The following is a 23,180-nucleotide window of genomic DNA, read 5'->3' on the forward strand; positions in this document are numbered from 1 at the left end:
GCAAGGTGCAAGGTGAGATGGACTCGACCATGAAAGACGCAAGGCCGTTGACCGAGAAGAAGCCGTTCGCCTGGGAGACGGCGATCGCGTGGAAGAACAAGGATCGCATCGTCATCCGGGGCTATGACGTCAACGAGCTGACCGGCAACATCTCCTTCGCCGAGCACTTCCACCTGGTGCTCCGCGGTGAGCTGCCGACGCCCGAAGTCGGCAGGATGACGGACGCGATCATGGTGAACATGGCCGAGCACGCCATGTCGCCCTCTTCCGCCACCGTCCGCTTCGCCACCAGCGGCGGCGCCGAGCTCAACGCGGCCGTCGCGGCGGGCGTTGCCGGCATCGGCCGCCTGCACGGCACCGCCGACCGGCCCGCCGAGCTGTTCATGAGCGTAGCTGAGCGGGCCGAGCGCGACGGGCTGAGCGACGAGGAGGCCGCCGCGAAGGTCGTCGCCGAGATGCGCGAGCGGCGCGAGCGGATGCCCGGATTCCACCACGCCCAGCACATCCGCGACCCGCGCACGGTCCGGCTGATGGAGCTGTCGGATGAGCTGGGCATCACCGGGCGGTACGTCCGGATCGCCCGCGCCATGGAGGACGCCACCGAGCCGGTGTTCGGCCGCCGCGTCTGGATCAACGGGCCCGGCTCGATGGGCTGCATCGGCCTCGACATGGGCTACGAGCCGCTGCAGCTGAAGGCCTTGTTCATCGTCTGCCGCTCGCTGTCGCTGTGCGCGCACTCGATCGAGGAGATGACCAGGGAGAAGGGCTGGCGCGCCTCCGCCAACTCGGACATGGTCCAGCCGCTGTCGCTGGAGATGCAGGGGCCCGACCACTACGACGGGCCTGCCGACCGAACTCTGGCTTGACAGGACCACCCCTCCAGTCGTTCCATAAACGGAACGACTGGAGGTTGGCATGCGTCCGAACTCACGATTCGCCGAGGTCCTGTCCTTCGACATCGAGAAGGTCGCCGCGGCCGCCGGGGACGATCCCGACGTGCTGCGCCTGGAGAACCTCGACACCGACGTGCCGCCGCCGCGCGTCGCGGTCGAGGCCACCATGGCGGCTCTGGCCGAGGGGCAGGGCAACAGCTGGCTGCCGTTCACCGGGCTGCCCGTGCTGCGCGAGGCGATCGCGGCCGACCTGCGCGTGCGCACGGGGCTCGGCTACGACCCGATGCGGCAGATCGTCGTCACCTCGGGCGGCACCTCGGCGGTCCTGCCGCTGCTGCTGGCCGCCACCCAGCCGGGCGAGCGCGTGGTACTCACCGACCCCACCTACGCCGGCCTGCTCCAGCGGGTACGGCTGTCGGGTGCGCAGCCGTGGCTCGTGCCGCTCCGGGTCGTCGACGGGTTCTGGCGGCTGGACAGGGAGGCGCTTTCCGCGGTGACCGAGGCGGCGGCGTTGCTGCTGATGAGCCCGTCGATGCCGTCGGGGATGATCCTCGACGCCGACGACTGGGCGGCGGTGGCCGCGGTCTGCGAGCGGACCGGCGCCCACCTGATCTACGACGCGGCGATGGAGCGGATCGTCTACGACGGCCACCCGCGGATCCACCCGTGCCACGTGGACGGGCTCGCCGACCGGACGATCGTGATCGGGTCGACGTCCAAGGAGTACCGGATGATCGGCTGGCGGATCGGGTGGATCGCCGGGCCGCCTGACATCATGCGGCTCGTGGGGCTGGCCGTTACCTACAACACCACGGTCTCCAGCGGGTTCGCCCAGCTCGGGGCGGCCGCCGCGCTCACCGACCCGGCCGGCGGCGGGGTCGCGGAGGCGGTGGCCGAGTACCAGGCGCGCCACGACACCGTGATCGAGCAGCTGGCCGGGCTGCCCGTCGTGCGGGCGGGCGGCGGCTGGTCGTGCCTGGTCGACGCGGAGGCTCTGGGCTTGACCGCGCCCGCGTTGTCGGCTCGCCTCCTGGAGCTCGGACGAATCGCCGCGACTCCCATGACCGCCTGGGGTTCCGAGGTGGCTCCCCGCTACGTCCGGCTGGTCTACAGCAACGAACCGGTCAAACGCCTGTCCGACCTGCGGGCCCGCTTCGACGCCGCCCTGGCCTGATCTCAGCGCTGCGCGTTGATCCGGTCCAGCAGCGGTGGCGTCCAGTGCTCGCCGTACCGCACCGGATGCGCGGGGTCGAGCAGCAGGTGCTTCCCCTCCGCCACGGTCAGGCTGCTGTACGGCGGGGCCGGCGCGGCCCGGCGGGCATTCCGGGGATGAGCAGCGACTTGCCCGTGACTGTCCGCGCCTCCATCGCCGCGTGGGCCTCGGCGGCCCGCTCGAGCGGGAGGACCTGGCCGATCGTCGGGCGGAGACCGGCCTCGAGCGCCTCCTCGACCAGCTCGCGCATGTCCACCTGCGGGAAGCCGACCCTGGTGACGCGGTCGCCCGGCTCGGTCATGGATCCGCCGGCCATGCCGTACACGCTGATCCTACCGCCGTCCCGCAGCAGCGACGCGGCGGCGGCGCCGATCTGCCCGCCCACGCCGTCGAACACCACGTCCAGCCCGCCGGTCGCCTCCCGGATCGTGGCCGTCCAGCCCGGGTCGGTGTAGTCGACGGTCAGCTCGGCGCCCAGGTCCGCCGCTCTCCCGCGCTTGTCCTGGCTGCTCGCCGCGCCGATCACCCGGGCTCCCGCGCGTACGGCCAGCTGCACCAGCAGGCTCCCGACGCCGCCGCCTGCCGCCTCGACCAGCACCCATTCACCCGGCTCCGGAGCCGCCGCCCGCGCCAGCCCCACCGCCGTGCGCCCGTCGGCCAGCAACGCCACCGCGTCCTCGAGCGACATGCCGCCGGGCGGCTCGACGAGCCCGGCCGCCTCGGCCAAGGCCAGCTCGGCGTATCCCCCCTTGCCGTCCAGCGAGCTGATCACCCGCCTGCCGATCAACCCCTCGGGCACTCCCGGGCCCACGGCGACCACCGTGCCGCCCACACCGTTCCCCGGCGTGTACGGCAGGCCGGGCCGATGCGCGGGCACGGGCCCCCGCCCGGCCCGCGACTGGGTGTCCACGAACGTGATGGCCGCCGCGCCCACCTCGATCAGCACCTGCCCGGGACCGGGAACAGGGTCCGGGACCTCCTCGACGACCAGGCGCTCAGGCCCGCCGAACTCCCTCACCACGACCGCACGCATGTCCCACTCCTTCGCTAATCGGAGCAAATCGCTCCGGCCCTATCGGAGCAAACCGCTCCGCAAGCGCGTTGATTCCCGGGGCAAGATCGACCTTGGCGAGTTGATCCCCTGGGACGGCGGTTGGTGCCATCATGGCTGGTCAGGGTGCTCGCACCTGGGGACGCGGGCGTTTGGGAGGAGTTCGGGCGGTTTGGGGGTCGGATGAGTTTCGACGAGTTGCTGCGCCATCTGGAGCCGGGGGCCAGCGCCCAGGCGGCGGGCATCAGGCGTGGTTACGGCGGGCCATCCGCCCGCACCGTCTGCGTGAGCTCCGGCCTGACCAGGCTGCGCTGCGCCTCCCTGCTCAAGCCCCTGTACGCGTGGGTGGCCGCGCCCCGCATCCCCGACGCGGAACGCTGGCGCCGTCACGCCCAGCCCGCCGTCGTCATCTCCTCCAACGCCGACACGGTCAACCTGTGGCTGTCGGTCGGCCCCGGGGTCATCCTCGACGACCTCCACCACCGCACGGGCGTCCGCTGGGCCGTGCCCAACGGCGACCCGTCGCGCTTCGGCTCGGTCGAGGTGGCGGCCCACGAGGTCGCCACCGCCTACGCGGCCCTCGCCCAGTCCGCCCTCGCCGGCGACCCCGTCGCCGAGACGATCATGGGCTGGATGCGGGAGGTGTCGGGGGAGCAGACGTTCGGCATCCGCGAGGCGGTCCGCGCGCCCAGCGCCGGCATCAAGTGCGGCTGGTACGGCGGAGCGGACGAGACGTGCCTGCGTACCCACGCCGTCGCCGTCATCCCGCGCCGCGGCACACGCACCACCGTGGCGGTCGCCATGACGGCCCAGCCGTACACGGATGAGCGTGAACGCGAGATCTATCATGCCCGCGTGGCGGAAGGCTTCCCGGTCGAAGCCGAACACGAAAAGGTCGGCGGCCGCCTCCTGCGCTCCCTGCTCACCACCACTCTCGCCGAGCTCGGCCACACCCCGCACCCCTGACCGGACTGGGTCAGTCCCAGAGGGGGAGTGGGGTGCCGGTCTTGTGGCGATGGGCGGCGGCGTAGAGGGCTTGGGCGGCGGCCACGTCCTGGATGGCTGTGCCGGTGGAGTCGAAGACGATGATCTCGGTCGGCGTCTGCCTGCCTGGCCTGGTGCCGCGGATGATCTCGCCCAGTTCGGCGTGGACAGGGGTGTGGGGGCGGTGGTGGAGCTCGCCGACCGCCGCGCACTGGTGGGTCACGTCCGTGACCAGGGTGGCCGCGGCCAGGAGGTCGTCGTGCAGTTCGCGCTTGTCGGGGGCGTCGGACCCGACCGCCGCCACCAGCGTGCCCGGGCGCAGGTCGTCGAGGCCCAGGTAGGGCACCGTCGAAGGGGTCAGGGTCACCACGATGTCCGCCTGCCTGCCCGCCTCTCCCGGACGCGGCACCGCCACGACCTCAAGCCCCCGAGACGCCGCGCCGCCGTCATGCCCCACGGCCGTGTGAGTGGCGGCGAAGGACTCGGCGTTGGCGGGATCGCGGCTCCAGATGAGGACGCGGGTGATCGGGCGGACCGCGCGGATGGCGGCCAGGTGGGCCGCGGCCTGGGCGCCGGTGCCGAGGATGGCGAGCGTGGTGGCGTCGGTGCGGGCCAGGTGGCGGGCCGCGACGGCGGTGGCCGCGGCGGTGCGCAGGCGGGTGACCGTGGCGGACTCCAGCAAGAGCAGCGGCTGGCCGTTCGTGCCGTCGAACAGGGCGATGACCCCGACGATGCTCGGCAGCCCCAGCGTGGCGGGCCGGTCGTAGAAGCAGGCGCCGATCTTCACGCCGACCACGCCGTCGAAGCCGCTGGCCTTGAGGTGGAACTCGCCGGGCGGGCTGTCGAGGTGGGCCAGCCGGCGGGGCAGGGTGTCGGTGCGGGCGAAGGCGCGCTCGATGAGGTCGATGTAGTCGCCCGGGGCGAGCAGTGCCTCCACCTCGGACTGCGTGAGCATCAGCACCCGATCTTCCCTACTAGGAGAAGAGAGTCCTGGTCAACTCTCCGGTGCGCGGCCCGAAGTAGTCGCGGAACAGCACGATCTTCCCCTCGCGGATCCTGAACACCTGGATGTAGGGCAACTCCACCCGCCCGGAAGGGGTGTCGACGTGCACCTCCGACTCGGCGATCAGCACCTCGGGATCGGCCGTCTCGTGCACGGTCAGCGAGCTGGCCGCCTCGTCGATGCGGATGTCGCCCGCCCGCGCGGTGTCGCCGATCAGGCTGAACATCGCGTCGATCTCCTGCCGCCCCGCGAAGCGCCGCTGCGATCCCTGCGGCGCGAACGGGAACTCGACCACGGCGTCATCGCTGAACAGGGCCGATCGGGTCGCGCGATCACCGTCGACGCCGGCGCGCAGGTAGCGCTGGAGCACCTCGCGTTGCTCGGACATGGCCTGCCTCCCTAGAATCGGAGTCGTGACTCCGGAAGAACGATACGGAGCGATGACTCCGTTTGTCAATCGATGATCCGCGCGGACGCCGCCCGCAACCGGGCCAAGATCCTCGACGCGGCCGAGGCCGTGTTCGCCGAGCACGGCATCACCGCCTCCACCGAGGAGGTGGCCCGCACGGCGGGCGTCGGCATCGGCACCGTCTTCCGCCACTTCCCGACCAAGGAGTCCCTGGTCGAGGCGGTGTTCGCGGGCATCGTGCAGGGCTTCGTCGACCAGGCGCGGCGGCTGTGCGACGCCCCCGACCCGGGGCAGGCGCTGTTCGACTTCCTGCGCGGGATGGTCGAGGTGGCGGCCACCAAGGCGGCTTACGCCGACGCGGTGGCCGCCGCCGAGGACACGCTCGCCGAGGGCCGCCGCGAGCTGCCCCAGGCGCTGGATACGCTGCTGACCCGTGCTCAGGGGGCAGGCGTGGTCAGGCGCGACGTGTCGATGCCCGAGTTGCTCGCGCTCACCGCGGCCGTCGCCAGGACGGGTGAGCACGCGGCCATGTCCCTGCGGATCGTTATGGACGGACTGAAGGTATGAAGCTCACGATTCTCGGCGGATCGGGCGCCTGGCCCACCGCCACCCAGGCCTGCAGCGGCTACCTGGTGGAGCACGACGGCTACCGGATCCTGATCGATCCCGGCTACGGCACGATGCAGGTGCTGCAGGAGTTCGTGGCTCCGGAGGACGTCGACGCCGTGGTGGTCACCCATGGCCATCCCGACCATTGCGCCGACCTCAACCCGCTGCTGCGCGCCCGGGTGCTGGGGGAGCGGGGTCCCGCGCCGCTGGCCGTACACGCTCCCGAGGGTGCGCTCGACGCGGTGCTGACGCTGGACAGGCCGGGGATGCTGGCCGACGGCCTGACCTTTTCCGGGGAGCTCGGGCCGTTCCGGCTGGAGACCTGGCTGCTGCCGCACCACGTGCCCAACCACGGTGTACGGCTCAGCGCCGGCGGGACCGTCCTGGCCTACACCGGCGACACCGGGCCCACGCCCGACCTGGTGGACCTGGCACGCGACGCGGACGTCTTCCTGGCCGAGGCGACGTACCCGGACGAGGTCCCCGAGGAGGACGCGCCGTACCTGTCGACCGCGAGGCAGGCAGGGGAGAACGCGGCGCGAGCCGGAGTGGGGCGCCTGATCCTCACGCACCCCTGGCCGGGGCTGGCGGCCGAGCGGTTCGTCACCGCCGCCGCCGAGGGGTACTCCGGTACGATCGGCATCTCATCCCCCCGCCTGATCATGGAGCTTTGATTGCCCTGCTTCCCCTCCTATGACGGCACCGAGCTGGCCTACCGCGAGTACGGCCAGGGCGAGCCGCTGATCTGCCTGCCCGGCGGCCCCATGCGCGACTCGGCCTACCTCGGCGAGCTCGGCGGCCTGTCGGCGCACCGGCGGCTGATCGTGCTCGATCTGCGCGGCACCGGGCGGTCGGCCGAGCCGGAGGATCCCGCCACCTACCGCTGCGACAGGCTCGTGGACGACGTCGAGGCCCTGCGCGTCCACCTCGGGCTCGACCGGATGGACCTGCTCGGCCACTCGGCCGGGGCCAACATCGCGGTCATGTACGCCACCGGCCACCCCGAGCACGTCGCCAGGCTCGTCCTGGTCACCCCGGGCGCGGGCGCCGTCGGGATCGACGTCGGCGGGGAGGCCAGGCTCGAGATCGCCCGGATGCGCGCGGGCGAGCCGTGGTACCCGGAGGCGATGGCCGCCCTCGAGGCGATCGTGGCGGGCAACGGCACCGACTGGGACGCGATCGGGCCGTTCTTCCACGGCCGGTGGGACGAGGCGGCGCAGGCGCACCAGGCGGCCGACGCCGGGATGCGCAATCACCAGGCTGCGGCGATCTTCGTCGCCGACGGCGCCTTCGACCCCGGGTCCATCCGTGCCGCCCTCGCCAAGCTCGACGCGCCGGTGCTGCTGGTGTCGGGCGAGGTGGACGTCAACACCCTGCCGAGCGTGGCGGTGGAGTACGCCGGGTTCTTCCGCGACGCCGAGGTCGTCGTCCAGCCGGGGGCAGGGCACTACCCGTGGCACGACGACGCCGACCGCTTCGTGACCGCCGTCGCCACCTGGCTCGCGAAGTGAGAAGCGCGGTGCCGGGGGACCGGCACCGCGCTGGAACGATCTAGCGGACGAGGGACGACGTATCCCCCTCAGGCCACGGCGACCTGCCTCACGTCAGGTCAGGTCGTCGAACTCGCCGTCCTTCATGCCGAGGCGGAAAGCCTCCCACTCGGCGGGGGTGAAGAACAGCCGGGGCCCTTCCGGGTTCTTCGAGTCGCGCAGGACGTACAGCCTGTCGTGGCCGGATTTGTGAACGGCGGCATCCCCGGATGCGTCGAGGACGGCCACTTCGACGCAGTCGCCGCCGTTGCTACCGCTGCGACGGGCCTTGCGCCACTCAAGGTCGTTCATACGCTCTCCTCAACTGTTGACAGCAAATCTAGGCTCGCGTTGACAGGTAGCGCGAGAGACCGGATCACGTCGTACCTCTGAACGATCGACTCGAGGTCGGCGGGTCGATCGGATACGTACCCCTCCCGGGCCGTTTCCAGGTAAACGAGATCGGGCTCTCCGGGAATTCTGGCGATCACGAACGCCCCGGTGAGCCCGGCGATGGCCGGACTGTTCCTGGGGACCACCTGGATCGTGATGTTGGGCGCATCGGCGCTCTCGCGCAGGGCCCGGATCTGGCCGCGCATCGTGTCGGCGGATCCCACCGGGCGGTGCAGCATCCACTCGTCCAGCACCACCCAGTACATCGGCGGATCGGACCGGTGCAGGATCGCCTGCCTGGTCATGCGGGCGGCCACCGCCTCGTCCACCTGCTCGGCGGTCGCCGCCGGCTCCCTGCGCAGCACCTCGCGCGCGTAGCCCTCGGTCTGCAACAGGCCCGGCACCAGCAGCGGCTGCCACGTCTGCAGCGTGCGCGCCGTCTGCTCGATCTCCAGCCACGGGCGGAACCAGGCCGGGTAGGCGGCCTGCCGTACCAGCGGCCACAGCCGGGTCAGCGCACCCTGTGTGTCGAGCACCTGATCGGCCCGCTCGGCGAAGTCGCGCGAGGGGGTGCGGTTGGCGAGCTCGACGGCGCACACGAGGGACAGTGAGTAGCTCAGCCGTTCGGCCAGCTGCTCCTGCGACAAACCCGCCCGAATCCGGTGTTCTCGCAGCTCAGAGCCGAAGAAGGCGAGGGGGCTGGAACCGGGTTCGAGCTCGCGAGCGGAAGGCATGATCCCTCCGGGGGGAGAAACGTTCTACACGGGTTCTACAAACGACACCCGCTACGCGCACAGTCGGTGTGTGCCACCGGTTGACGTACATAGAGTAGTCGCGCCGGTGCACTCTGATATCGGAGTGCAGAAATCCAGTAAAAAGTAAGGACAAGTGGTGCCCATGTCCGCCCTGCACGCCGCGCGAGTGCAGCAACTGTGCTGGGTTCAGGAACGGCTTGCCGCCGCAGGTATCCGCGCCATCCTGGTCAGCCGGGTCAGGCTCACCCTCTCGCAGAACACCTACCAGCCGCCGGTCAGCGACGACCCCGTGCTGGCGGCACGGCATGTAACGGTGAGTTACACCGGCGACTACGTGGTCGAGCTGCCGGGCTGCCAGCCCGTCCGCTTCACCACCGCCGAGGAGACCGCGTCCTACGTGAGCTCCTTGATCACCTCGGCCAGCTCCGGCGGCTGAACCCTCGCTGGCAACTCGTAGAACCAGCCTGCGCCGCGATACGAGTCCACTTCCTCGGGGGCGCCAGACCCGAGGTCGACTTGAAGCTCGCACTCGTCGAATTCGGCCAGGTAGAACTGCTCGGTCTTGACGTAGTGGACGCCGAGCCAGACGAAATCGCGGGGGACCGCGACGTGGCGGTCCTGCACGGCGGAACCCGGCAATCCCGTCTCCTCGGTCAGTTCCCTCCTCGCCGCCTCCAGAGGGGTCTCTCCGGCCTGGATCCCGCCTCCTGGCGGCTCCCAGAACGTCTCGCCGCTCACGCGGTCGTGCCAGCGCAGCAGCAGCACCTTGCCATCGGGATCCACGCACACCACCCGTGCCGCGGGCCTGTCACTGCTCATGCGCCCATCTCCTTCTCTGTACGGCGTGCCCCGGTTGTCCGAGCCGAATGAGCTCCGACCAATCCCACCACCGAGCCTCGGCCCCGCGTTTCCCGGGTCCCGCCCCGGCGCTTTGGTTTTCCACTCTCGTGGGTCTCGCCTCGGCGTCTCAGCCGCTTGCCGTGCTGCGCTGTGCGCCGCGCGTTTCCCGGGTCCCGCGGTGCCTTGGCGCCCTGCGGTTCGCTGGGTTGGCGGGTCGGTTCGGGGGGGTGGAGGGCATGCCGTACCTCTAATCCTGTTCGGTGAGGACGAGCTCGAGCAGGCCGGGGAAGCGGTCGGTGAACTCCTGCCTGCGCAGGCGGTTGAGGCGGCGCGGGCCCTCGTCGCGCTGCTCCAGCAGGCCGACGTTGCGCAGGACGCCGAAGTGGTGGCTGAGCGTCGACTTGGCCGTCAGGTGGGTGAACGTGCCGCACGGGCGCGTCCAGTCGGGCACCTCGGCCAGCTCCCTGACGATGCGGCGGCGCACTGGGTCGCCGAGCGCGTCGAGGGCGGCCTGGAGCGACACCTCGGCGGGTGAGGCGTGGGTCAGCGAGCGCGTCCTGTTCGACGACGATCGAACATTGCTGTAGTGTTCCATCTCGATCGAACAGCTTACTCGGAAGGAGCGCCCATGGACACCGGACAGGTAGGCGTGTGGCATCCGGCGATCGGCAAGGCCCCCGCCGCCGTGGCGCGCCGGGCGGCCGTCGAGATCGAGGAGCTCGGCTACGGCTCGGTGTGGGTGAACGAGGGGCCAGGGTCCAAGGACCCGTTGGTGGTGGCGAGTCTGCTGCTGTCGGCCACCAGCCGTATCGCCGTGGGCACCGGCATCGCCAACCTGTGGGGGCGCGACGCCACGGCGATGGCCGCGAGCAGGGCCACGGTCGGGGAGGCGTTCCCCGGGCGGTTCCTGCTGGGCATCGGCGTGAGCCACAGCACCCTGGTCGGCAGCCGCGGCCACGCCTACGGCAAGCCGCTGACCGCGATGCGCGAGTATCTCGACGGCATGGACCAGGCGCAGCCCGGTCTGCCCGAGGGCGACGCGCCCCGCCTGCTCGCCGCGCTGCGTCCCAAGATGCTGGAGCTCTCCCGCGACCGCGCCGCCGGGGCCCACACGTACTTCGTCCCGCCGGAGCACACCGCGTTGGCCCGCGACGTCCTGGGCCACGACCGCCTCCTGGTGCCCGAGCAGGCCGTACTCCTGGAGACCGACCCCGCCAGGGCCCGGCAGATCGCCCGCACCCACATGGCGTACTACCTGACACTGCCCAACTACGTGAACAACCTGCTGGCGCTCGGCTACACCGACTCCGACCTGGCCGACGGGGGCAGCGACCGCCTCGCGGACGCCATCGTCGCCTGGGGCGACCCGGAGACCGTCGTCAAGCGCGTCCGCGCCCACCTCGACGCGGGCGCCGACCACGTCGCCCTCCAACCCCTGTCACCCCACGCCCCCGACCTCACAGACGCCCTCACCCAACTCCAAACCCTCGCCCCCGCCCTCGACCTCTAACCGCTCCGCCCAACCCAGGCCGGTCCCATGGGGAGGGCGGTTCCCGGTTGTGGGGGGCCGTGGCTTTGCGCCTGGGCCACGGAGCCGCCGGGAGGTGTTCTCGGCACCCACGGAGGTCTTTCCCGGCGCTGGGTCGGCGAGGAGGGGTACGGCGAAGGGCGGCGCCTTGTGCGGCGGGGACCGGGGACCCTGGTGCCACGCTTACGAAGCGCCGTAACGGCGGCCGGCCACGTCCTGCTAGCCGTGGCGTCCCCCTGGACAGAGCCCGACCCCGTGCGGCGGGTGGCGGCGGGGCGGCTCGCCGTACAAGAAGAAGTGGCGTACTAGAAGAAGCGGCGTGCGAGGTAATGCAACGCCGAGCGGGCGAACGTATGGAGGGCGGCGGGGGATGCGGTCAGCGCTTCATGGCGCCGTCGGCGATGGCGTCGGCGGCGTCGCCGATGGCCATGCCGACGATCTCGAGGCGGCGCACCAGCTCGCGTTCCTTCATCGACTCGGGCGTGATCTCGCCGGAGAAGATGCGGGAGATCTCGTACTGGTACATGCGGCGGATCGCGCCGCCGACCTTCTTGGCCTCGAGGGCGTCCTGGACGACGGCCGAGGGGCGGGAGGCGAGGTCCTTGACGGCGTTCTCGAGGGCGTCGATGCCGACGATGACCTGGTCGAGCAGCGGCGAGAAGCGGATCTGGTCCGGCACCCTGTACAGGTGCGACTCCCGGACGAAGTCGCGCAGCGAGTCGAGCACGTCGTCGATCGACCGCGACAGCCGGAAGAGGTCCTCCCGGTCGATCGGCGTGACCAGGGCGCTCTTCAGCTCGTCGACCAGCCGGCGGCGCTCCTCGTCACCGAGGTGCTCGATGGCGCGCATCTGCTCGTGCGCCCCCGTCCTGCCCACCTCGCCCGCGATCATCGCCATCGCCAGCCAGGCGCCCTCCTTGGTCGCCTCCAACTGTCCCAGCAACGCCTCGGTCAGCGCCCTGTCCATCCGCCCGGACAGCAGGTCCCGCACCCGCCGCAGCCGCTTCATCGGTCCTCCCCCCATGCGATCACACTGCTCACCCGATTCCTTCCCATTGCTTCCGGCTCTCTGATGAGAGCCTCATGTCGTACGGCACGCCGCCACGGGGTTACGGGGAGGCTCCTTGGACGAGGCGGGCTATGACGGCGGCGCTCAGGGCGCTGGCGGGGAGAGTCAGGAGCCAGGCGACGACGATCTTGACGGCGGCGTACCAGCGGACGCGCCCGCCGCCCTGGGAGACGCCCGCGCCGACGAGGCCGCCCGCGATGGCCTGGGTCATGCTGACCGGCATCCCGACCAGGGCCGAGGCGATGACCGCGAGGCCCGAGCCGAGCTCGGCCGCCACCCCGTGAAGAGGGCGCGAGACGATGATCTCCCGGCTGAGCGTGCGTCCCGCCCTGGGCAGCCCGTACAGGGCGCCGAGGCCGAACAGGACCGCCACCATCGACGTCACGCCGATCGGCGCCCCGGTGAAGCCCAGCGCGATCATGAAGACGGCGAGCATCTTCTGTGCGTCGTTGGCCGCGTAGGCCACGCACTGCAGCAGGAACCCGCCCCAGTGCCAGCGCGACAGGCCCGGCCCGTCGGTCACCAGCAGGAGCATCCGGTTCGCCGCCCAGGCGGCGAGCCCGCCGACGAAAGGGGCGATGAGCCCGATCGCGAGGACGAGCGACACCCACCCGTACGACACCGGCAGGCCCCAGCCGATGCCGGCGCCGGTGACGCCGCCGACGACGGCCAGCGTGAGGCTGGTCGGGCGGCCGCGGGCGTTGAGCACGGTGACCACGGCCAGGGCGCAGATCACCGCGATCGTCATCGCGCTGCGGCCGCCGGGGCCGGAGAAGGTCGCCAGCCGGGTCACGAACGTCAGCGCCACCTGGTTGGTGGCCAGCGGCACGACGGCCACCAGCACGACGAGGATCAGCAGGCCGACGGCGGGGCGGACGTTGGGCAGCTTCAGTCCCGTCGCGAGGAGGGAGCCGCCGTCGTTCATGCCGGAGACGACCGCGAAGAGCGCGGCGACCACGATCACAACCACGGCGTTCAACGGCATGCGCTCCATCCCAGCCCGCCCCGGTTGTGCGGGACAAGTCCCATTCCCTGATGACTGCTATAGACGGGCCTACCCGGATCGGTCCTTCCGGCCCCGGACCTTGGCGTTCGCGCCAGAAGCCGATTGACCCGACGCCCCTCCAGCGAGCGGGGCGGCGGGTCTCACGGCGTCAGGTGGTGAGGATGGCGGGGTCGGAGAGGCTCGGCCCGCCGGTCTCCACATGGCCTGCGAGGCGGCGGAGCCAGCCGGCGTCGGTGCTGGAGGTGACCGTCAGGTCGTACCAGCTGGCGCTGGCGGCCAGCGTGGCCGTGTGGGTGACGGTGGCGCCAGGGCCCACGGTGTGGGACGCGGTGGCGCCGCCGTAGGCGTTGACGATGGTGACGGTGCAGGCCGCGCCGCCGCCGTTGGTGATGGTGAGGACGACGTCGCCGCCCGAGTAGGCCGCGGTGACCTCGGGGTTCGCGGGCTGTGCGCCGCGTGCCGAGGGCACCGTTCCCTTGAAGCGGCGCAGGTACCCGGCGGGGCCGGAGACCGTCAGGTCGTACAGGCGGGTCTTCTTCGCCGTGGACCAGGGTGCCGAGAGGGATTTACCTGGTTCGCAGGTGTAGCTCCACGGTCCGAAGGTGCCGACGGCCGACGAGACGAGGAACGTCGCGCCCGACGCGCCCGCGCTGGTGAAGATCAGCCCGTAGGTGCCGGCCGAGGCGTCGGTGCGGCCGGAGACCCGCAGGTCGTACGGCAGGGCGCGGGCGGGCCGCTGACCCGGTTCCTGGCGCGGCATCGATCCCGGCGACGGCGCGGTGGGCACGTAGTCAGGGTGCCGGTTGTGGTCCGGTGGTGCGTACCCCGACGTGCTCGGCAGGGCGGGAACCGACACGTCCTGCTGCGCGAAGTCGAACGCCGAGGTCAGGTCGCCGCAGACCGTGCGGCGCCAGGGCGAGATGTTCGTCTCGGTGACCCCGAACCGCTTCTCCATGAACCGCAGGATCGAGGTGTGGTCGAAGGTCTGCGAGCACACCCAGCCGCCCCGGCTCCACGGGGACACGACCAGCAGGGGAACCCGGGGTCCGAGGCCGTACGGCCCCTTCACGTAGCTGCCGGACTTCGTGTAGAGGTCGAGTGTCGTGGGCGCCGTCGACGTTCCAGGAAACGCCGGCGGCACATGGTCGAAGAACCCGTCGTTCTCGTCGTACGTGATCAGCAGCACGGTCGAGGCCCACACGGAGGGGTTGGCGGTGAGCGCGTCCAGGACCTGCGCGATGTACCAGGCTCCGTAGTTGGCCGGCCAGTTCGGGTGCTCGGTGTAGGCCTCGGGTGCGGCGACCCAGGAGATCTGCGGCAGCTGCCCGTTCATGACCTCGGCCTTGAGCACGTCGAAGAAGGTCCCGCCGTTCTTGACGGCTGTCCCCGTCCGCGCCCGGTCGTAGAGCGGGTCGCCAGGTAAGGCGTTCCGGTAGTTGTTGAAGTACAGCAGCGAGTTGTCCCCGTAGTTCCCGATGTACGGGTCGCCGGTCCAGCCCCAGGTTCCGGCCGCGTCAAGGCCGTCTCCCGTGTCCTGGTAGATCTTCCACGAGATGCCGGCGGCCTGTAACCGCTCGGGGTAGGTGGTCCAGCCGTACCCCGCTTCCTGGTTGCCAAGTACGGGGCCGCCCCCGGTGCCGTCGTTGCCGGTGTGCCCGGTCCACATGTAGTACCGGTTCGGGTCCGTCGCGCCCATGAACGAGCAGTGGTAGCCGTCGCAGACGGTGAACGCGTCGGCCAGCGCGTAGTGGAACGGGATGTCGCCCCGGTTGAGGTAGGCCATCGTGGTGGCCGTCTTGGCGGGGATCCAGTTGTCGTACTTGCCGGAGTTCCAGGCCGAGTGCGTGCCGTTCCAGTCGTGGTCGAGGTCCTGCAGGAACTGCAGACCGAGGTTGGACGCGGTCGGGTGGAAGGGCAGCACGCCGGACTGGTTGAAGACCGGCTGTCCGCTGGGCTGCGTGAACGGGCGTGGGTCACCGAAGCCCCTGACGCCCTTCATGGTGCCGAAATAGTGGTCGAAGGAGCGGTTCTCCTGCATGAGGACGACGATGTGCTGGACGTCCTGCACGGTTCCTGTGACGACGGCCGGCGCGATCGACTCGGCGCGGGCGATGCTCTCGGGGAGAAGGGACAGTGCGGCGGATCCGCCCGCCACCTGTAAGAAACGACGCCGGTTGACCTCGGGCATGGGGCCGGCTCCTTCCGGTCGTTGCGTACCACGCAACTAGTTGCGTAAGGGCTGACCGGAACATAAGACGTGCAGATAGCCGTGGTCAACTACGGGATGGTGTCGAACAGGGATACGGGCGGGATGGCGCGCTGCTGTGACTTAGCGGGGGAAGACGACGGTCTTGTGGCCGTCGAGGAGAACGCGCTGCTCGGCGTGCCACCTGACCGCCCGGGCCAGCGTGATGCACTCGACGTCACGGCCCATGGCGACCAGGTCCCCGGGCGAGTGGCTGTGGTTCACGCGAACCACCTCCTGCTCGATGATCGGGCCCTCGTCCAGGTCGGAGGTGACGTAGTGGGCGGTGGCGCCGATCAGCTTGACGCCACGGGCGTGGGCCTGGTGGTAGGGCTTGGCGCCCTTGAACGACGGCAGGAAGGAGTGGTGGATGTTGATCGCCCGGCCGGCCAGCTTCTCGCACAGCTCCTGCGACAGGACCTGCATGTAGCGGGCCAGCACCACCAGGTCGACCTGGTAGTGCTCGACCAGCGCGAGCACCTCGGCCTCCTGCTTCTGCTTGTTGTCCGGCGTGACCGGCAGGTGGTGGTAGTCGATGCCGTAGGACTGGGTGAGCGGCCGCAGGTCGGGGTGGTTGGAGGCGACCGCGACCACCTCGATGTCGAGCCCGCCCGAGCGGACCCGGTAGAGCAGGTCGTTCAGGCAGTGGTCGAACTTGCTGACCATGACGAGCACGCGCGGCTTGACCGCCGTGTCGCGCAGCTTGAACTCCATGCCGAAGTCAGGGGCGAGCGCGGCGAAGTCGGAGGTGAGATCCTCCGACGCCGAGAACTGCACGCGCATGAAGAAGCGCTGCCCGACCTGGTCGCCGAACTGCTGGCTCTCGATGATGTTGCAGCCCCGGCCGGCGAGCAGGCCGGAGACGGCGGCCACGACGCCTGGGCGGTCGGGGCACGCAAGTGTCAGGACGTACTCGGAGCCGGGAAACACAGTCATGCCTTCACTCTCGCCGAGGTGGGATCGTAGGGCGCCTTGAGGCTGATCTGGGCAGAGTACAGTTCGCCGGCGACATCCACGTCGCACTTGCCGAGCGACACGTCGGACACGAATCCGAGCGCCACGGCGCGGCCCAGCGTGGGGCTGTAGGCGGCCGAGGTGACGTAGCCGACGGGAGCACCGTCGGCCAGCAGCGACTCGCCGCCCCACAGGTGCGCGTCCGGGTCGTCCAGCACGATCGACACGACCCGGCGGGACGGAGGCTCGAGCGCCTTGTCCGCGCCGCGGAAGCCGCCGGACTTCCTGCAGGTGAAGCGGAGTCCCGCCTCGGCCGGGGTCACCTCGGGTCCCAGCTCCCTGCTCCAGGCGCGGTAGCCCTTCTCGATCCGCATGGCCTCGATGGCGTAGTAGCCGGCCTCGGCGACGCCTGTGCCACGCAGGGTCTCGTACACGGTGACGGCGAACTCGGCGGGGACGTAGAGCTCCCAGCCCAGCTCTCCGACGTAGGTCACCCTTGTGGCGCGCACCGTGGCGTATCCGAGGTCGATCAGCCTGGACGTGCCGAAGGGGAAATCATCAAAGTCCGCCTTCGACACCTTCTTCAGGATATTTCGTGACTCGGGGCCCATGATGCCGAAGACGGCGTATGCGCCGGTCACGTCCACCAGGGCCGCCCGCCGATCCCCGATCCCCTTGGAGATGTGGTCGAAGTCCCGCGTGGTCTGCGCCGACCCGGTCACGATCAGGTACTCGTCGTGCGCCACCCGCGTCACGGTCAGGTCGGACTCGTAGCCGCCCCGCTCGTTGAGCAGCCCGGTGTAGACGACCCGGCCCACCTCGACGTCCACGTCCGCGGTGCACAGCCACTGCAGCACGTCGACGGACTCGGGCCCCTTGAGCGTGAACTTCGAGAACGAGGTCTGGTCGAAGAGCGCGGCCCCGGTACGGCAGGCGTTCACCTCCGCGTTGACCTGCTCCTGCCAGCCCGGCCTGGCGAAGGTGTACGGCTGCGGGACGCCGAAGTAGTTGACCCGCTCCCAGCCCATCTTCGACCCGAAGCAGGCCCCGCCCGCCTCGAGCAGGTGGTGGACGGGCGAGCGGCGCAGCGGCCGGGCCGTCTCGAGCTCCTTGTTGGGCCACGACATCGCGTAGTGCAGGCCCAGGGTCTCGGTGACCCGGTCCCTGAGCCAGGTGTCGTTGTCCGCCCAGCGGGCGAAACGGCGCAGGTCGGCCGGCCACAGGTCGGTGGTGGGCGAGCCGTTCACGATCCACTCCGCGAGGGCCTTGCCCGCTCCGCCCGCCGAGGCGATCCCCGCGGAGTTGAAGCCCGCCGCCACGAAGTATCCGGCGACTTCCGGAGCCTCGCCGAGCAGGAACATGTTGTCCGGGGTGAACGACTCGGGCCCGTTGTAGAACATCCGCACGCCGGTGGTCTCCAGGGCGGGCACGCGCTGGACGGCGTTCTCCATGATGATCGAGAACTGGTCCCAGTCCTCCTCCAGGAGCTGGAACTCGAACGGGTGCGGGATGCCGTCCATCCCCCAGGGCTTCGCGTCGGGCTCGAACCCGCCCACCACCAGACCGCCGACCTCCTCCTTGAAGTAGGCGTAGCCATCCGGGTCGCGCATGACCGGCAGGTCCGGCCTGACGCCCTCGATCTGCTCGGTCACGACGTAGAAATGCTCGGCCGAGTGCAGCGGTACGGTCACCCCGGCCATCCGGCCGAGCTGCTTGGCCCACTGCCCGGCGCAGTTCACCAGGATCTCGGTCTCGATGTCGCCCTCGGTCGTCGCGATCTTCCGCACCCGCCCGTCGACGACGGAGACGCCGGTCACGCGGATCCGCTCCAGCACCTGCACCCCGCGCCGCTGCGCCCCGCGCGCCAGCGCCTGGGTCAGGTCGGATGGGTTGGCCTTGCCGTCGCCCGGCAGCCACACCCCGCCCACCAGGTCGTCGGTCCGCATCACGGGCCACAGCTCGCCCGCCTCGGCCGGGGTGATGATCTCGGCGGTGATGCCGTAGTTGCGTGCCTGGGCGGCGGTCCGCCTGAGCTGGGTCATCCGCTCCGGCGTGCGTGCCACGCTCACGCTTCCGCACCGCTTCCATCCGGTGCCGAAGCCGGTCTCCGCCTCCAGCCTGCCGTACAGGTCGGTGCTGTACTGGATGAGCTTCGTCATGCTCTCCGTGCTGCGGAGCTGGCCGACCAGGCCGGCCGCGTGCCAGGTGGTGCCGCAGGAGAGCTGCCCCTGCTCGAGCACGACGACGTCGGTCCAGCCCAGCTCGGCCAGGTGGTAGGCCACGCTGCAGCCGACGATGCCACCACCGATGATCACAACCTGGGCGCGGGAGGGCAGCGCCTTGATCAAGAGATGCTCCTAAGCCGATTGATACCCGGCCAGCTGCGCACGTTCCGCAACATGGCGATGAAGGCTTGTTCTGCGGGACCGAGGAGGCGGTCCCTGCGGTGGGCCAGGACGATGGGGCGGGGCTTGGGCGCCGGGTTGACCTCGACGGCGCACAGGCGGCCGTCGGCGAGCTCCTGCTCGACGCAGTGCTCGGAGACCAGCGAGATGCCCAGCCCGGCGGCCACCGCCTGCTTGATCGTCTCGGGGCCCCAGATCTCCGTGCGCTGTTCCAGGCCCCAGGTCTCCAGGGCCTGCTCCTGCAGCTCACGGGTGGACGAGCCCGGCTCCCGGATGAGGAACGGCTCCCCGGCCAGCTCGTGCGGCTCCGCCGTACCCTTGCTCGACAGCCGGTGGCCCGGCTGGGTGATGACGACGAGGCGATCCTCCAGGATCGGCTCGCTGACCAGCTGGGCGGCGCCGGGCTGGCCGGCGAGCACGGCCACGCCGATCTCGCCGTCGACCAGCCCGCGCTCGACCTGCTGGGCGTTGGCGACCTGGATGCCGATCTCGATGCCGGGGTGCCGGTCGCGGAAGGCCGCGAGCAGCGGCGGCAGCAGGTACGTGCCGACCGTGGTGGTGCCCCCGGCGACCAGCTTGCCCGTCTGCAGGCCCGAGACCTGCCTGATCGCGGCCACGGCCTCGTCGGCCAGCAGGAAGACGCGCTTGGCGTACTCCAGCATGACCTCGCCCTCGGGCGTGAGCCGGATCCTGGCGCCGCTGCGGTCGATCAGCGTGCTGCGCAGTGACTGCTCAAGCTGCCTGACCTGGTGTGACACGGACGGCTGGCTCAGGTAGAGCTTCTGCGCGGCGGCCGAGAAGCCGCCGCACTCCACGACCGTCATGAAGATCCAGAGCCGGTGCAGGTTGAGCTGCATCTATCTAACCCCTAGCCGCCTCGATCGATTCGCGCAGCGCGTCTTCCAGCTGCTCGAGCCGGTGCCAGGGGATCTCTCCCATCGTGCAAATGCGGAAGAAATCCGCTGAAAGCTGCCCCTGACCGGCGTAGATAACATATCCACGCTTCTTCAACTCATCGTGAAGCGCCGGGTACGTCACACCATCCGGCAGGTGCAGCATCGTGACGGTGTTGGCGCGGTACTGCTCGTCGACCAGGATCCGCAGCCCCAGCCGCTCGAACTGGCCGCGCACCAGCGCCGCCCGCTCGCGGTAGAGCTTGGTGCGCGCCGCGAAGCCGCCCGCCTCCTCGTACTCCTTGATCGCCTCGTCGAGGGAGTAGCAGACCTGTACGGCCGGCGTGAAGGGCACGTCGCCCTTGCGCTGACCCTTCAGGTAGCTGGCGGCGTTGAGGTAGAGGCTGCGCTCGGGCACCTGCTGCAGGCGCTCGACGGCGCGCTCGCTGCACAGGATGAACGACATGCCGGGCAGGCCGTGCAGACCCTTGTTCGCGGTGCCGCACACGATGTCGGCCTTGACCTCGGCCAGGTCCTGATCCTCGATCGCCGTCCCGGAGATGGCGTCGACGACGAACAGCGCGCCGTTCCTCGCCGCTGCTTCGCCGATTTCCTTGATCGGGTTGATCAGCCCGGTCGTGGTCTCGTGGTGGACGGCCACGACCGCGTCGACGTCGTCGTGCGCGGCCAGCGCCCGCTCGATCTCCGCCGGGTCGGCCGGGACCGTCCACTCGCTCTTGACCTCGTGGAACGGGATGCCGTTCGCCTTGGCGATCCTGATCATCCGCTCGCCGTAAACGCCGTTGTTCACGACGAGCACGCTGCGTCCCTCGCGGACGGAGCTGATGACCGCCATCTCCATGGCCGAGGTCCCGGACCCCGTAACCAGCAGCGCCTCGTGCGTGTCGCCGAGGTTCAGGCAGCGGGGCAGCGCCTCACGGATCCTGAACAGCAACTGCGTGAACTCCGGCTCGCGGTGGCACAGGTCACCACGAAGCAGGGCATCCTTGACCCGCTTCGATGTACAGGCAGGACCGGGGTTCAGCAGAATGAGCTCTTCGTCCATCATCCACTCGATCTCGGGTAGTTATCCGGCATAACGGACGCTATCCAGGACCCGCAGCGGACGACAGGCGCGTTTCCCTATACGCGCGATAGCCCCATCCGAGGTTGACGCGCTCAGCCGGCGTAGCCGTCCAGCGCCTTGCCGACCTCCTTGCGGTAGGTGTCGCTGCCGGTGTGACCGGAGTCCTCCACGATCACCAGGCGGGCGTCCGGCCAGGCCTGGGCCAGGTCCCAGGCGTACTCCAGGGGCGAGCCGAGGTCGAAGCGGCCGTGCAGGAGGAGGCCGGGGATGCCGGCGAGCTTGTGCGCCTCGCGCAGCAGGACGCCCTCCTCGAGCCAGGCGGCGTTGGAGAAGTAGTGGGCGCAGATGCGGACGAAGGCCGCCAGCGCGTCGTCCGGGCGGTCGCTGTAGGCGTCGGGCTTGCCGTTCACCTCCAGGGAGATGACCGTGTCCTCCCACGCCGTCCAGTCGTGGGCGGCCTTGGCCCTGACGGCCGGATCCGGGTCGGCCATGAGCCGGGCGTAGGCGGCCAGCACGTCGTCACGCTCGGACTCGGGAACGCCCTCGCGGAAGCGCTGCCGCTGTTGCGGGAAGAAGCGGCCGACGCCGTCGTAGAGCCAGTCGATCTCCGAGCGGCGGGTCATGGTGACACCGGTGATGACGATCTCCGACACCCGCTCGGGATGCGCCTCGGCGTAGGCCAGGATCAGCGTCGAACCCCACGAACCGCCGTAGAGCAGCCACCTGTCCACGCCCAGGTGCTCGCGCAGCCGCTCCATGTCGGCCACCAGGTGGTGGGTGGTGTTGGCCGACAGGTCGACGGCCGGGTCACTGGCGTGGGGCAGGCTGCGGCCGCAGTTGCGCTGGTCGAACAGGATGATGCGGTAGCGCTCGGGATCGAAGCCGCGGCGCTGGCCCGGGCCGCATCCCGACCCCGGGCCGCCGTGGACTACGAGTGCGGGCTTGCCGTCAGGGTTGCCGCACGCCTCCCAGTAGACGAGGTTGCCGTCTCCCACGTCGAGATGGCCGTGGTCATAGGGTTCTATCGCGGGATACACCCGGCCAAGCTACTAGGCGTCGTCGCCGGGGTGCAGCTCGATTTCCACGTGGTAGGTGGAGGGACGTGGGGTGATGTGCAGCTCGGGGTCCTCCAGCATGACCTGGACGGAGGCCTGCCACACCGGGTTCCCCAGCGCCGCCTCGAAGGCCTCCGCGCTCGCCCACTCGGCCACATTGACGAAGCGCAGCTCGGCGTCGTCGGAGATCGCGCGGTGCAGCCAGGCCCTGATGAAGCCCGGCTGCCTGGTCATGATGCTCGCGTGCTCCTTCCAGCGCAGCAGGAACCTGTCGGACTCCGCGGGAGGGACGCTGAACGCGTTGATCAAGGTGATGGAATCGCTCATACCCCTATGACGGAGCGCCGATCGACTATGTGACCGAGAACTCCGGCTCCGCGCGGGTCAGGATCGCGGTCCTCGCCGTGACCGGCCAGAGCGCGGTCAGCTCGCCGGCGATCGTGGCCACCAGCTTGGGCACGTCGCTCTCCGCTGAGTCGTGCATCGCCTCGGCCACGATCAGCACCGACGACGACGTGTCGCGGATGGCCGACGAGCCGCTCTGCCTGTTCGTCCAGCGGCGCGCGTGCGCCCGGCGGGCGTCGTCGGCGAAGATCACCTCCCGGGGGTCGGGGTGCTCGATCTCCCCGGAGAACGTCTCATACGACTCGTCGCCCACCGCATACCTGACCTCCAGGTTTCCCGAAATTTCGGACAGGTCCAGGGCGGCAACGGGCATCGCGAACGCCATCGAGATCGCGTTGCACAGGTCGATCAGGGGATGGATGCGCGGCAGCGTCCCCTCCTTGCGGAACCGCCGCAGCAACGCCTCGGAGGCACAGCGGTACTGGGTCGGCTTCAACCCCATCCGCGAGAACGTCCGCCGCCACGCCTGGATCTCGGGCAACTCGCTCTCGGACGCCTCCGCCAGCCTCTCCCGCGCGATCATCAGGTACGGCTCGACCTCGGGAACGGCGTCCTTCGTGATCCCCTCCACATGCAGCACACCGGGGACCAGCTCGGGAAAGTCCCGCCACATCTCATCAGCATGACCGAACAGCATGCCCGCCATCCTGCCCCCTCCCCACCCCGCCCCACAGGACCAAACCAACCCCGATCGCCTGGTCCAAATCCCTCTCACGCACAGCAGGCCCCCGCCGCCCTTCATAATCCCTCTCGGGTACGGCATGCCCCGCCGCCTTTCATAATCTCTCTCGGGTACGGCAAGCCACCGCCCCCGGCCGCCCTTCGTACTTCGGCCGAGGGCCCGCGACCGGCGC

General features: G+C 70.3%; 25 protein-coding genes. 8 read left to right on the forward strand and 17 right to left on the reverse strand.

What is annotated here, in order from left to right; translation table 11 throughout:
- Positions 1 to 29 precede the first annotated feature (29 nt).
- Positions 30 to 866, forward strand: a complete 837-nt coding sequence (locus ACIBHX_RS35415; protein WP_397071781.1) for a citrate/2-methylcitrate synthase — start codon at positions 30 to 32, stop codon at positions 864 to 866.
- A 49-nt stretch (positions 867 to 915) separates the two neighbouring features.
- Positions 916 to 2,067 (forward strand): pyridoxal phosphate-dependent aminotransferase, encoded by a 1,152-nt coding sequence (locus ACIBHX_RS35420; protein WP_397071782.1) that lies wholly within the window; start codon positions 916 to 918, stop codon positions 2,065 to 2,067.
- Between the two features lie 106 nt (positions 2,068 to 2,173).
- Here ACIBHX_RS35420 and ACIBHX_RS35425 read toward each other — a convergent pair whose 3' ends face one another.
- Complete coding sequence (locus ACIBHX_RS35425) at positions 2,174 to 3,139, reverse strand: zinc-binding dehydrogenase (protein WP_397071783.1); 966 nt, start codon at positions 3,137 to 3,139, stop codon at positions 2,174 to 2,176.
- Between the two features lie 201 nt (positions 3,140 to 3,340).
- Here ACIBHX_RS35425 and ACIBHX_RS35430 point away from each other — a divergent pair, with 201 nt between their 5' ends.
- Positions 3,341 to 4,123: a hypothetical protein gene (locus ACIBHX_RS35430; protein ID WP_397071784.1), complete on the forward strand. Its 783-nt coding sequence runs from the start codon at positions 3,341 to 3,343 to the stop codon at positions 4,121 to 4,123.
- Between the two features lie 10 nt (positions 4,124 to 4,133).
- Here ACIBHX_RS35430 and ACIBHX_RS35435 read toward each other — a convergent pair whose 3' ends face one another.
- Complete coding sequence (locus tag ACIBHX_RS35435) at positions 4,134 to 5,096, reverse strand: ornithine cyclodeaminase family protein (RefSeq protein WP_397071873.1); 963 nt, start codon at positions 5,094 to 5,096, stop codon at positions 4,134 to 4,136.
- A 19-nt stretch (positions 5,097 to 5,115) separates the two neighbouring features.
- Positions 5,116 to 5,532, reverse strand: a complete 417-nt coding sequence (locus ACIBHX_RS35440; RefSeq protein WP_397071785.1) for a nuclear transport factor 2 family protein — start codon at positions 5,530 to 5,532, stop codon at positions 5,116 to 5,118.
- A 72-nt stretch (positions 5,533 to 5,604) separates the two neighbouring features.
- Between ACIBHX_RS35440 and ACIBHX_RS35445 the strand changes: the two genes are divergently transcribed.
- The 3 genes from ACIBHX_RS35445 to ACIBHX_RS35455 are packed head-to-tail and all read left to right on the forward strand — an operon-like array spanning position 5,605 to position 7,673.
- Positions 5,605 to 6,120, forward strand: coding sequence for a TetR/AcrR family transcriptional regulator (locus ACIBHX_RS35445; RefSeq protein ID WP_397071786.1), 516 nt, complete (start codon positions 5,605 to 5,607; stop codon positions 6,118 to 6,120).
- On the forward strand, positions 6,117 to 6,836 hold the full coding sequence (locus tag ACIBHX_RS35450) for an MBL fold metallo-hydrolase (RefSeq protein WP_397071787.1): 720 nt from the start codon (positions 6,117 to 6,119) through the stop codon (positions 6,834 to 6,836). The genes ACIBHX_RS35445 and ACIBHX_RS35450 overlap by 4 nt, the downstream gene beginning before the upstream one ends.
- On the forward strand, positions 6,837 to 7,673 hold the full coding sequence (locus ACIBHX_RS35455; RefSeq protein ID WP_397071788.1) for an alpha/beta fold hydrolase: 837 nt from the start codon (positions 6,837 to 6,839) through the stop codon (positions 7,671 to 7,673).
- 93 nt (positions 7,674 to 7,766) lie between these two features.
- Here ACIBHX_RS35455 and ACIBHX_RS35460 read toward each other — a convergent pair whose 3' ends face one another.
- Together ACIBHX_RS35460 and ACIBHX_RS35465 are read right to left on the reverse strand one after the other, a co-directional pair.
- Positions 7,767 to 8,003 (reverse strand): DUF397 domain-containing protein, encoded by a 237-nt coding sequence (locus ACIBHX_RS35460; RefSeq protein ID WP_397071789.1) that lies wholly within the window; start codon positions 8,001 to 8,003, stop codon positions 7,767 to 7,769.
- The gene (locus ACIBHX_RS35465) at positions 8,000 to 8,818 is read right to left on the reverse strand and encodes a Scr1 family TA system antitoxin-like transcriptional regulator (protein WP_397071790.1); all 819 of its coding nucleotides are present in this window, start codon (positions 8,816 to 8,818) and stop codon (positions 8,000 to 8,002) included. The genes ACIBHX_RS35460 and ACIBHX_RS35465 overlap by 4 nt, the downstream gene beginning before the upstream one ends.
- A gap of 157 nt (positions 8,819 to 8,975) precedes the next feature.
- On the opposite strand from ACIBHX_RS35465, the gene ACIBHX_RS35470 reads away from it, so the two are divergent.
- Positions 8,976 to 9,275: a hypothetical protein gene (locus ACIBHX_RS35470; protein WP_397071791.1), complete on the forward strand. Its 300-nt coding sequence runs from the start codon at positions 8,976 to 8,978 to the stop codon at positions 9,273 to 9,275.
- Here ACIBHX_RS35470 and ACIBHX_RS35475 read toward each other — a convergent pair.
- Together ACIBHX_RS35475 and ACIBHX_RS35480 are read right to left on the reverse strand one after the other, a co-directional pair.
- On the reverse strand, positions 9,233 to 9,658 hold the full coding sequence (locus ACIBHX_RS35475; protein WP_397071792.1) for an NUDIX hydrolase: 426 nt from the start codon (positions 9,656 to 9,658) through the stop codon (positions 9,233 to 9,235). The genes ACIBHX_RS35470 and ACIBHX_RS35475 overlap by 43 nt on opposite strands.
- Positions 9,659 to 9,926: 268 nt before the next feature.
- On the reverse strand, positions 9,927 to 10,274 hold the full coding sequence (locus tag ACIBHX_RS35480; RefSeq protein WP_397071793.1) for an ArsR/SmtB family transcription factor: 348 nt from the start codon (positions 10,272 to 10,274) through the stop codon (positions 9,927 to 9,929).
- A gap of 33 nt (positions 10,275 to 10,307) precedes the next feature.
- On the opposite strand from ACIBHX_RS35480, the gene ACIBHX_RS35485 reads away from it, so the two are divergent.
- Entirely contained in the window at positions 10,308 to 11,189 is an 882-nt protein-coding gene (locus ACIBHX_RS35485) for an LLM class F420-dependent oxidoreductase (protein WP_397071794.1), read from the forward strand.
- Between the two features lie 394 nt (positions 11,190 to 11,583).
- Here the strand turns inward: ACIBHX_RS35485 and ACIBHX_RS35490 are convergent, their stop codons facing one another.
- From ACIBHX_RS35490 to ACIBHX_RS35535, 10 genes are all read right to left on the reverse strand, one after another.
- The gene (locus tag ACIBHX_RS35490) at positions 11,584 to 12,216 is read right to left on the reverse strand and encodes a DUF47 domain-containing protein (protein WP_397071795.1); all 633 of its coding nucleotides are present in this window, start codon (positions 12,214 to 12,216) and stop codon (positions 11,584 to 11,586) included.
- 100 nt (positions 12,217 to 12,316) lie between these two features.
- Positions 12,317 to 13,246: an anion permease gene (locus ACIBHX_RS35495; protein WP_397071874.1), complete on the reverse strand. Its 930-nt coding sequence runs from the start codon at positions 13,244 to 13,246 to the stop codon at positions 12,317 to 12,319.
- Between the two features lie 184 nt (positions 13,247 to 13,430).
- Entirely contained in the window at positions 13,431 to 15,470 is a 2,040-nt protein-coding gene (locus ACIBHX_RS35500) for a phosphocholine-specific phospholipase C (protein WP_397071796.1), read from the reverse strand.
- Between the two features lie 141 nt (positions 15,471 to 15,611).
- A complete protein-coding gene (gene purU / locus ACIBHX_RS35505; RefSeq protein ID WP_397071797.1) occupies positions 15,612 to 16,463 on the reverse strand; it encodes a formyltetrahydrofolate deformylase in 852 nt (283 codons plus the stop codon).
- Positions 16,460 to 18,829 (reverse strand): FAD-dependent oxidoreductase, encoded by a 2,370-nt coding sequence (locus ACIBHX_RS35510; protein WP_397071798.1) that lies wholly within the window; start codon positions 18,827 to 18,829, stop codon positions 16,460 to 16,462. Before ACIBHX_RS35510 ends, purU begins: the two co-directional genes overlap by 4 nt.
- Complete coding sequence (locus ACIBHX_RS35515) at positions 18,826 to 19,743, reverse strand: LysR substrate-binding domain-containing protein (protein WP_397071799.1); 918 nt, start codon at positions 19,741 to 19,743, stop codon at positions 18,826 to 18,828. Before ACIBHX_RS35515 ends, ACIBHX_RS35510 begins: the two co-directional genes overlap by 4 nt.
- A 4-nt stretch (positions 19,744 to 19,747) precedes the next feature.
- Complete coding sequence (locus tag ACIBHX_RS35520) at positions 19,748 to 20,848, reverse strand: pyridoxal-phosphate-dependent aminotransferase family protein (RefSeq protein ID WP_397071800.1); 1,101 nt, start codon at positions 20,846 to 20,848, stop codon at positions 19,748 to 19,750.
- 110 nt (positions 20,849 to 20,958) lie between these two features.
- Entirely contained in the window at positions 20,959 to 21,903 is a 945-nt protein-coding gene (gene pip, locus ACIBHX_RS35525) for a prolyl aminopeptidase (protein WP_397071801.1), read from the reverse strand.
- Positions 21,904 to 21,915: 12 nt separating this feature from the next.
- Complete coding sequence (locus ACIBHX_RS35530; RefSeq protein WP_397071802.1) at positions 21,916 to 22,248, reverse strand: antibiotic biosynthesis monooxygenase family protein; 333 nt, start codon at positions 22,246 to 22,248, stop codon at positions 21,916 to 21,918.
- Between the two features lie 25 nt (positions 22,249 to 22,273).
- Positions 22,274 to 22,963, reverse strand: a complete 690-nt coding sequence (locus ACIBHX_RS35535) for a B3/4 domain-containing protein (protein ID WP_397071803.1) — start codon at positions 22,961 to 22,963, stop codon at positions 22,274 to 22,276.
- Between the last annotated feature and the right edge of the window lie 217 nt (positions 22,964 to 23,180).

Origin of the sequence: Nonomuraea sp. NPDC050536, assembly GCF_044457685.1 — a bacterium.
Classification (GTDB): domain Bacteria; phylum Actinomycetota; class Actinomycetes; order Streptosporangiales; family Streptosporangiaceae; genus Nonomuraea.